The 6,906-nt window shown below is 70.9% G+C and carries 5 protein-coding genes; all 5 read right to left on the bottom strand.

What is annotated here, in order from left to right:
- Positions 1 to 163 precede the first annotated feature (163 nt).
- The 5 genes from ABZT49_RS11595 to ABZT49_RS11575 all read right to left on the bottom strand — a co-directional run bounded on the left by ABZT49_RS11595 (position 164) and on the right by ABZT49_RS11575 (position 6,877).
- Complete coding sequence (locus ABZT49_RS11595) at positions 164 to 1,516, bottom strand: L-serine ammonia-lyase (protein WP_355286218.1); 1,353 nt, start codon at positions 1,514 to 1,516, stop codon at positions 164 to 166.
- A gap of 250 nt (positions 1,517 to 1,766) precedes the next feature.
- Positions 1,767 to 2,336, bottom strand: a complete 570-nt coding sequence (locus ABZT49_RS11590) for a sarcosine oxidase subunit gamma family protein (RefSeq protein WP_355286217.1) — start codon at positions 2,334 to 2,336, stop codon at positions 1,767 to 1,769.
- A complete protein-coding gene (locus ABZT49_RS11585) occupies positions 2,329 to 5,313 on the bottom strand; it encodes a sarcosine oxidase subunit alpha family protein (protein ID WP_355286216.1) in 2,985 nt (994 codons plus the stop codon). The genes ABZT49_RS11590 and ABZT49_RS11585 overlap by 8 nt, the downstream gene beginning before the upstream one ends.
- Entirely contained in the window at positions 5,313 to 5,603 is a 291-nt protein-coding gene (locus tag ABZT49_RS11580) for a sarcosine oxidase subunit delta (protein WP_355286215.1), read from the bottom strand. Before ABZT49_RS11580 ends, ABZT49_RS11585 begins: the two co-directional genes overlap by 1 nt.
- Positions 5,604 to 5,623: 20 nt before the next feature.
- A complete protein-coding gene (locus tag ABZT49_RS11575; protein ID WP_355286214.1) occupies positions 5,624 to 6,877 on the bottom strand; it encodes a sarcosine oxidase subunit beta family protein in 1,254 nt (417 codons plus the stop codon).
- Positions 6,878 to 6,906: the final 29 nt, after the last annotated feature.

Here is a 6,906-nt window from a genome sequence, read left to right as displayed (position 1 = left end):
AATCCGCAAAAAGATGAAGAGAGCGTCCTGGAGCAAGGATGCCCTCTTCAATCTCTTTACTCATGTGCGATAGCCCTGCCCCGCAGAGGGGGGAGGGACCAGCACCGGTCTCGTTGTCGACTGTTTTCAGACGAGAACTCCACCCCGCCGCGAGGCTGCCGCCTCAACACGCCGCCACGTTGACCGCCAGCCCGCCCAGCGACGTCTCCTTGTACTTCGCCTGCATGTCGTGCCCGGTCTGGCGCATCGTCTCGATGACCTGGTCGAGGCTGACGCAATGCACGCCGTCGCCGTGGAGCGCCAGGGACGCCGCGGCGACCGCCTTGTTGGCGCCGAAGGCGTTGCGCTCGATGCACGGAATCTGGACCAGCCCGCCGACGGGGTCGCAGGTCATGCCGAGATGGTGCTCCATGGCGATCTCGGCGGCGTTCGCCACTTGGCGCGGGCAGCCGCCGAGGACGGAGGCGAGGCCCGCCGCCGCCATCGCGGCCGCCGAGCCCACCTCCCCCTGGCAGCCGACCTCGGCGCCGGAGATCGAGGCGCGGCTCTTGATGAGGCCGCCGATCGCCGCCGCGGTGAGCAGGTAGTCGCGGCCCCGCGCCTCGTCCCAGCCGGGGCAGAACTCGGCCGCGTAACGCAGGACCGCCGGCACGATGCCCGCCGCCCCGTTGGTCGGCGCGGTGACGACCCGGCCGCCCGCGGCGTTCTCCTCGTTGACCGCGAGGGCGAACAAGCTGATCCAGTCCATCACTGCGTGGGGCGGCCGGCTGTTCGAGAGCTTGCCCGCCTCCAGCGTCGCGTGCAGGCGCCGGGCGCGGCGGCGCACCGCGAGGCCGCCGGGCAGCACCCCGTCCATCCGCAGGCCTCGACTGATGCAGGCGAGCATCGCGTCGCGGATCGCGTCGAGCCCGGCATCGATCTCGGGTTCGGGGCGGAGCGCCCGCTCGTTCTCCCGCTGCACCTGCGCGATGGAGAGCCCGGTCGCGGCGCAGAGCGCCAGGAGTTCGGCACCGCTGGCGAAGGGATGCAGCACCGCGAGACCGGCGAGACCGGCCTCGGCCTCGTCGCCCTCGGTCTCCACGAAGCCGCCGCCGACCGAGTAGCAGACCACCTCGTCGCGCACCGCGCCGGCGTCGTCGAGGGCGCGGAAGCGCATGCCGTTGGTGTGGCGCGGCAGAACCTCGGTGAGGTTGAAGGCGAGGTCGCGGGCGGGGTCGAAGGCGATGCCGGGCAGCCCGGTCTCCTTGGTCTCGGCCAGCGCCCGCATCTCGGCCTCGATGCAGTCGGGATTGATCGTCGCCGGGTCGTGCCCACGCAGGCCGAGGCCGATCGCCGTGTCGGTGGCGTGGCCCCGGCCGGTCCAGGCGAGGGACCCGAACAGCTCGACGCTCACCCGCGCCACGTCGGTCCTGAAGGCGATCCGCGCGCGGAAGCGACGCGCGGCGACCATCGGGCCGATCGTGTGCGAGCTCGACGGGCCGATGCCGATCTTGAACAGGTCGAAGGCACTGATCATGGGTCGCCTCAGGGCCTGCTTGCGTTGACCGATGGAATTGAAACCTTCCGCGTCATCCCGGGGCCGCGAAAGCGGAACCCGGGATCCATAACCGCCGGGATCTCAGGACGAAGCGGAACGCAATCCGCCTGGTTCGGCATCCTCAGCGGTTATGGATCCCGGGTTCTCGACTGCGTCGAGCCCCGGGATGACGTGGAGCATGGGTCGATCCGTGCGTCAGATTGACAGAATCAATCGACCAAACAAGCGCTCAACCCGCCGACTGCGCGGCCTCGACCAGGAAGCCGTGGACATAAGCCGAGAACGAGCGCCAGCATTCGACGCGATACTGCGATGCCGCGCCGGGATGGCGGATCAGCACGATCTCCGCCTTGCCGAGCAGCGTGCGGGTCGCGGAGCCCGCCGGGAAGGCGGCCTCGCCGAGATCGAGCGGGCAGCCGGCATTGAGCGCCACGGCGGCCCGCGCGCCACCGACATCGATGCCGACATTGCGGTGGGAGATGTCGACGATCGCGTGGAAGCGCTCGCCGAGATCGGCACTGATCAAACCCGGCAGGGTGTCGGCCTCGGACTCGTCGGTGCCGATCAGCCACTCGTCGGGGCCGAGCCGGGCGATCCAGCGCCGCGCGTCGCCGCTCACGGTGTTGATCGGCCGGTCGAGGGGAAGGCCCGCCGCCGCCGCGGCGGGGCCGCGCACCCGCAGCGAGAACCGGGCCTCAGGGCCGGCGGGCCGGATCACGAGGCCGGACCCGGCCGGGTCGGCGGCGGGGAAACGGCCGAGGGGGAGCGCGCGGGCAGTGCGGTAGAGGGCCTCAAGCATGGATGCGCTCGCCAGTGGGATCGAGGAAGACCGGATCGACGACCGTGACGCGGGCAAAGCCCTCCGGCGTCGTGGCGTGGAGGTGGCCGCCCAGCCGCGCCCGCCCGTCCGCCACGAGGGCGAGCGCTATCGAGCGCCCGCAACTCGGGCTGGCATAGCTCGACGTGACGTGGCCGAGCATCCGCATCGGGATCGGCTGGCCCGGATCGGCGACGAGCTGGGCGCCCTCGTCGAGCACCAGCGCCGGATCGTCGGTGACGAGGCCGACGAGCTGCTTGCGGCCGCTCGCCACCACGTCGGGCCGGGCGAGCGAGCGCTTGCCGACGAAGTCCTTCTTCGCCTTGGCGATCACGCCCGACAGCCCGACATCGTCCGGCGTCACCGTGCCGTCGGTCTCCTGGCCGACGATGATGTAGCCCTTCTCGGCCCGCAGCACGTGCATCGTCTCGGTGCCGTAGGGAGTGATCCCGTGGGCCTCGCCGGCGGCGTGGACCGCCTCCCAGACCGCCAGGGCGTGGTCGGACGGCACGTTGATCTCGAAGCCGAGCTCGCCGGTGAACGAGACGCGGAACAGCCGGGTCGGCACGCCGCAGATCGTGCCCGAGCGCATCGCCATGTGGGGGAAGGCCTCCGGCGACAGGTCGATCCCCTCGACGAGGGGCGCGATCACCGCCCGCGCCTTCGGCCCCTGGAGGGCGATCACCGCCCATTGCTCGGTGGTCGAGGTGAGGAAGACCTCGAGGTCCGGCCACTCGGTCTGGAGGTAATCCTCCATATGGGCGAGCACCCGCGCGGCCCCCCCGGTCGTCGTCGTGACGTGGAAGCAATCGGGCGCGACGCGGGCGACCACGCCGTCGTCGAGGATGTAGCCGTCCTCCTTCAGCATCAGCCCGTAGCGGCAGCGCCCGACCTCGAGCTTCAGCCACGGATTGACGTAGAGCCGATTCATGAACTCGGCGGCGTCGGGCCCGACCACCTCGATCTTGCCGAGCGTCGAGGCGTCGAAGATCCCCACGCCCTCGCGCACCGCCCGGCACTCGCGGGCGACCGCTTGGTGCCTATCCTCACCGGGCTTCGGGAAGTACCAGGCGCGGCGCCACAGGGCGACGTTCTCGAACTTGGCGCCCCGCGCCTCCGCCCAGTCGTGGATCGGCGTGGTGCGGATGGGATCGAACAGGGCGTGGCGCGCAGGTCCCACGAGGGTGCCGAAGGTGACCGGCGTGTAGGGCGGCCGGAAGGTCGTGGTGCCGACGCTCGGCAGGGACGTGTCGAGCGTCCCGGCGACGAGGCCGAGGGCGTTCATGTTGGACGTCTTGCCCTGGTCGGTCGCCATGCCGGTCGTGGTGTAGCGCTTGACGTGCTCGATCGACCGAAAACCCTCACGGACCGCGAGGCCGATATCCTTGGCGGCGACGTCGTTCTGGAAATCGACGAAGGCCCGGACCTTGGCCGGATCGGCATCGGTCGGCATCGCGCGGACCGGCCGGAAGCCGGTGAGGGTCGGGCTCGCGGTGAAGCGGCGGCGCTCCTCCGATCCGGCCGCCGCGGCGCCGGCGGCGTCACCCTGGGCGAGGCATCCGGCGAGGTCGTACACGCCGTTGGCGGCGCCGGCCGAGCGCTCGGCCTGCACGGAGGTGCCGGGCACGAAGGCGTCGATGGCGGCCTTGAATTCGAGCTTGCCGCGGGATTGCGAGAACAGGTGCACCGCCGGCGTCCAGCCGCCCGACATGCCGACGCAGTCGCACGGCAGCAGGCGATGCGCCCCGCAGCGGCCAGCCCGGTCGGCCGGCGCGACGACGAGGCCGGTGACGCGCTTAGATCCCTTGGCGCCGATCACCGTGTGGCCGATCAGGACCTCGATGCCGGCGCCGCGCGCACGCGCCAGTTCCGGGCCGCATTCCTCCTCGCTGCGCAGATCGACCAGGGTGACGGCGAGGCCCGCCGCCTTGGCCTCAACGGCGGTCGCGTAGGCCGAGGCGCCGCTCGTCGCGACGACGAGCCGCCGACCGGGCGCCACCCCGTAGCGGTTGAGGAACACCCGCACGCTCTCGGCGAGCAGGATGCCGGGGCGGTCGTTGTCGGCGAAGACCAGCGGGCGCTCGTGGGCGCCGGTCGCCAGCACCACCTCGCCGGCCCGCACCTGCCACAGCCGCTCGCGCGGGGCGCTGCCGGGGTTGGGCAGGTGGTCGGTGATTCGCTCGGCGAGCGCGACGTGGTTGTGGTTGTAGTAGCCGAAGGCGGTGGTGCGGGAGAGCAGGATGACATTCTCGCGCGAGTCGAGCTCGGCCAGAGCCGCTTCCAGCCACTCCGCCGCCGGGCGCCCGTCGATCTCCGCATTCACGTCGTGGAGCAGCGCGCCGCCGGGCTCCGGCCCCTCATCGGCGAGGATCACGCGCTTCCCCGTGCGGGCGGCGGCGAGCGAAGCCGCGAGGCCGGCCGGCCCTGCGCCGATCACCAGCACGTCGCAATGGGCGTGGCGGTTGGCGTAGCGATCCGGGTCGGGAGCCGTCGGCGCCTTGCCGAGGCCGGCCGCCGCGCGGATCACCGGCTCGTAGACCTTGTCCCAGAATTTTTGGGGCCACATGAAGGTCTTGTAGTAGAAACCCGCGACGAAGACCGGCGAGAGCAGGTCGTTGACCGCCCCGATATCGTGTTCGAGCGAGGGCCAGTGGTTCTGCGACAAGGTCTTCAAACCGTCGCGGGCCTCGACCACCGAGGCGCGGTTGTTCGGGTCGATCCGGCCGGGCCCGCGATCGACCGAGAGCAGCGCGCTCGGCTCGTCCGAGCCGTGGCTCAGGATACCGCGCGGGCGGTGATACTTGAACGAGCGCCCGACGAGGTGGATGCCATTGGCGAGCAGCGCCGAGGCGACGCTGTCGCCGTGGAAGCCCGCGACTTTGCGGCCGTTGAAGGTGAAGCGGACCGGGCGCGCGCGGTCGATGCGGCCGCCCCGGGACAATCTGAACGGCTGTGCCATCACGCCCTCGCCTCGCTGGTGTGGGTGGGCTGCGCCCCCGCCGGGTAGGTCTCGAGGAAGCGGTCGCTCACCGTGTCGCGTAGCGCGTTGAACCAGCGCCCGCAGCCATGGGCGTGGCACCAGCGCTCGGCATGGACGCCCCGCGGGTTGGCGCGGACGAACAGATGCTCGGCCCATTGCGCGTCGGTCAGCGCCGCCGGGTCGGCGGGCCGGGCGATGTGGGCCTGTCCGCCGCAGCGGAACTCGGTCTCGGGTCGGTTGCCGCAATGGGGGCAGGCGATCAGCAGCATCGGGCGCCTCGTTGTGAGAATCAGTGCGCGACGGCCGCCGCCGCGGCCTCGTCGATGAGGCGCCCGGTGCGGAAGCGGTCGAGGGTGAAGGGCGCGTTGATCGGATGCGGCTCGCCGGTGGCGAGGGTATGGGCGAAGACGTGGCCCGAGCCCGGCGTCGCCTTGAAGCCGCCGGTGCCCCAGCCGCAATTGACGAACAGGTTGTCGACCGGGGTCCTGCCGATGATCGGCGAGCGGTCGGGCGTCACGTCGACGATGCCGCCCCAGGAGCGCAGCATCCGCATCCGGGTGAATTGCGGAAACAGCTCGCAGATCGCGTCGAGGGTGTGCGTCGTGATGTGCAGGCCGCCCTGCTGGCTGTAGGACGTGTACTGGTCGGTGCCCGCCCCGATCACCAGCTCGCCCTTGTCGGATTGCGAGATGTAGGCGTGCACCGCGTTCGACATCACCACGCAGGGGAAGACGGGCTTCACCGGCTCCGACACCAGCGCCTGGAGCGGGTAGCTCTCAAGCGGCATGCGCACGTCGGCCATCGCCATCACGGTCGAGGTGTGGCCGGCGGCCACCACCCCGATCCGCCCGGCCTTGATGAAGCCGCGCGTCGTCTCGACGCCGATCGCCGCCCCCGACGCGTCGCGGCGGATGCCGGTGACGGCGCAGTTCTGGATGATGTCGACTCCGCGGGCATCCGCCCCGCGGGCATAGCCCCAGGCGACGGCATCGTGGCGCGCCGTGCCGGCCCGGCGCTGGAGCGCGCCGCCGAGGACGGGGTAGCGCAGGCTCTCAGCAATATCGAGCGGCGGACAGAACTCTTTGCACTGCTCCTTCGACAGCCACTCGTTGTCGATGCCGTTGAGGCGGTTGGCGTAGATGTGGCGCTTGAAGGACTGCACGTCGTGCAGATTGTGCGCGAGCATCAGCACGCCGCGCTGCGAGAACATGACGTTGTAGTTCAGCTCCTGGGACAGGCCCTCCCAGAGCCTCAAGGCGTGCTCGTAGAGTGCGGCGCTCTCGTCGTAGAGGTAGTTCGAGCGGATGATCGTGGTGTTGCGGCCGGTATTGCCGCCGCCGATCCAGCCCTTCTCCACCACCGCCACGTTGGTGATGCCGTGCACGGTCGCGAGGTAGTAGGCGGTGGCCAGCCCATGGCCGCCGCCGCCGACGATGACGACGTCGTAGGCCGGCTTCGGCTGCGGGTCCCGCCACTGGCGGCCCCAGCCCCGGTGCCCCTTGAGGGATTCGGAGAGCAGCGACGAGAGGGAGAATCGGCGCATCGATCGGCCTTCCTGTGTTGCCGGATCAT

The sequence above is a fragment of the Methylobacterium sp. EM32 genome (assembly GCF_040593685.1).
In the GTDB taxonomy this organism is placed as follows: domain Bacteria; phylum Pseudomonadota; class Alphaproteobacteria; order Rhizobiales; family Beijerinckiaceae; genus Methylobacterium.
This window is presented reverse-complemented; position numbering and strand designations above follow the sequence as displayed.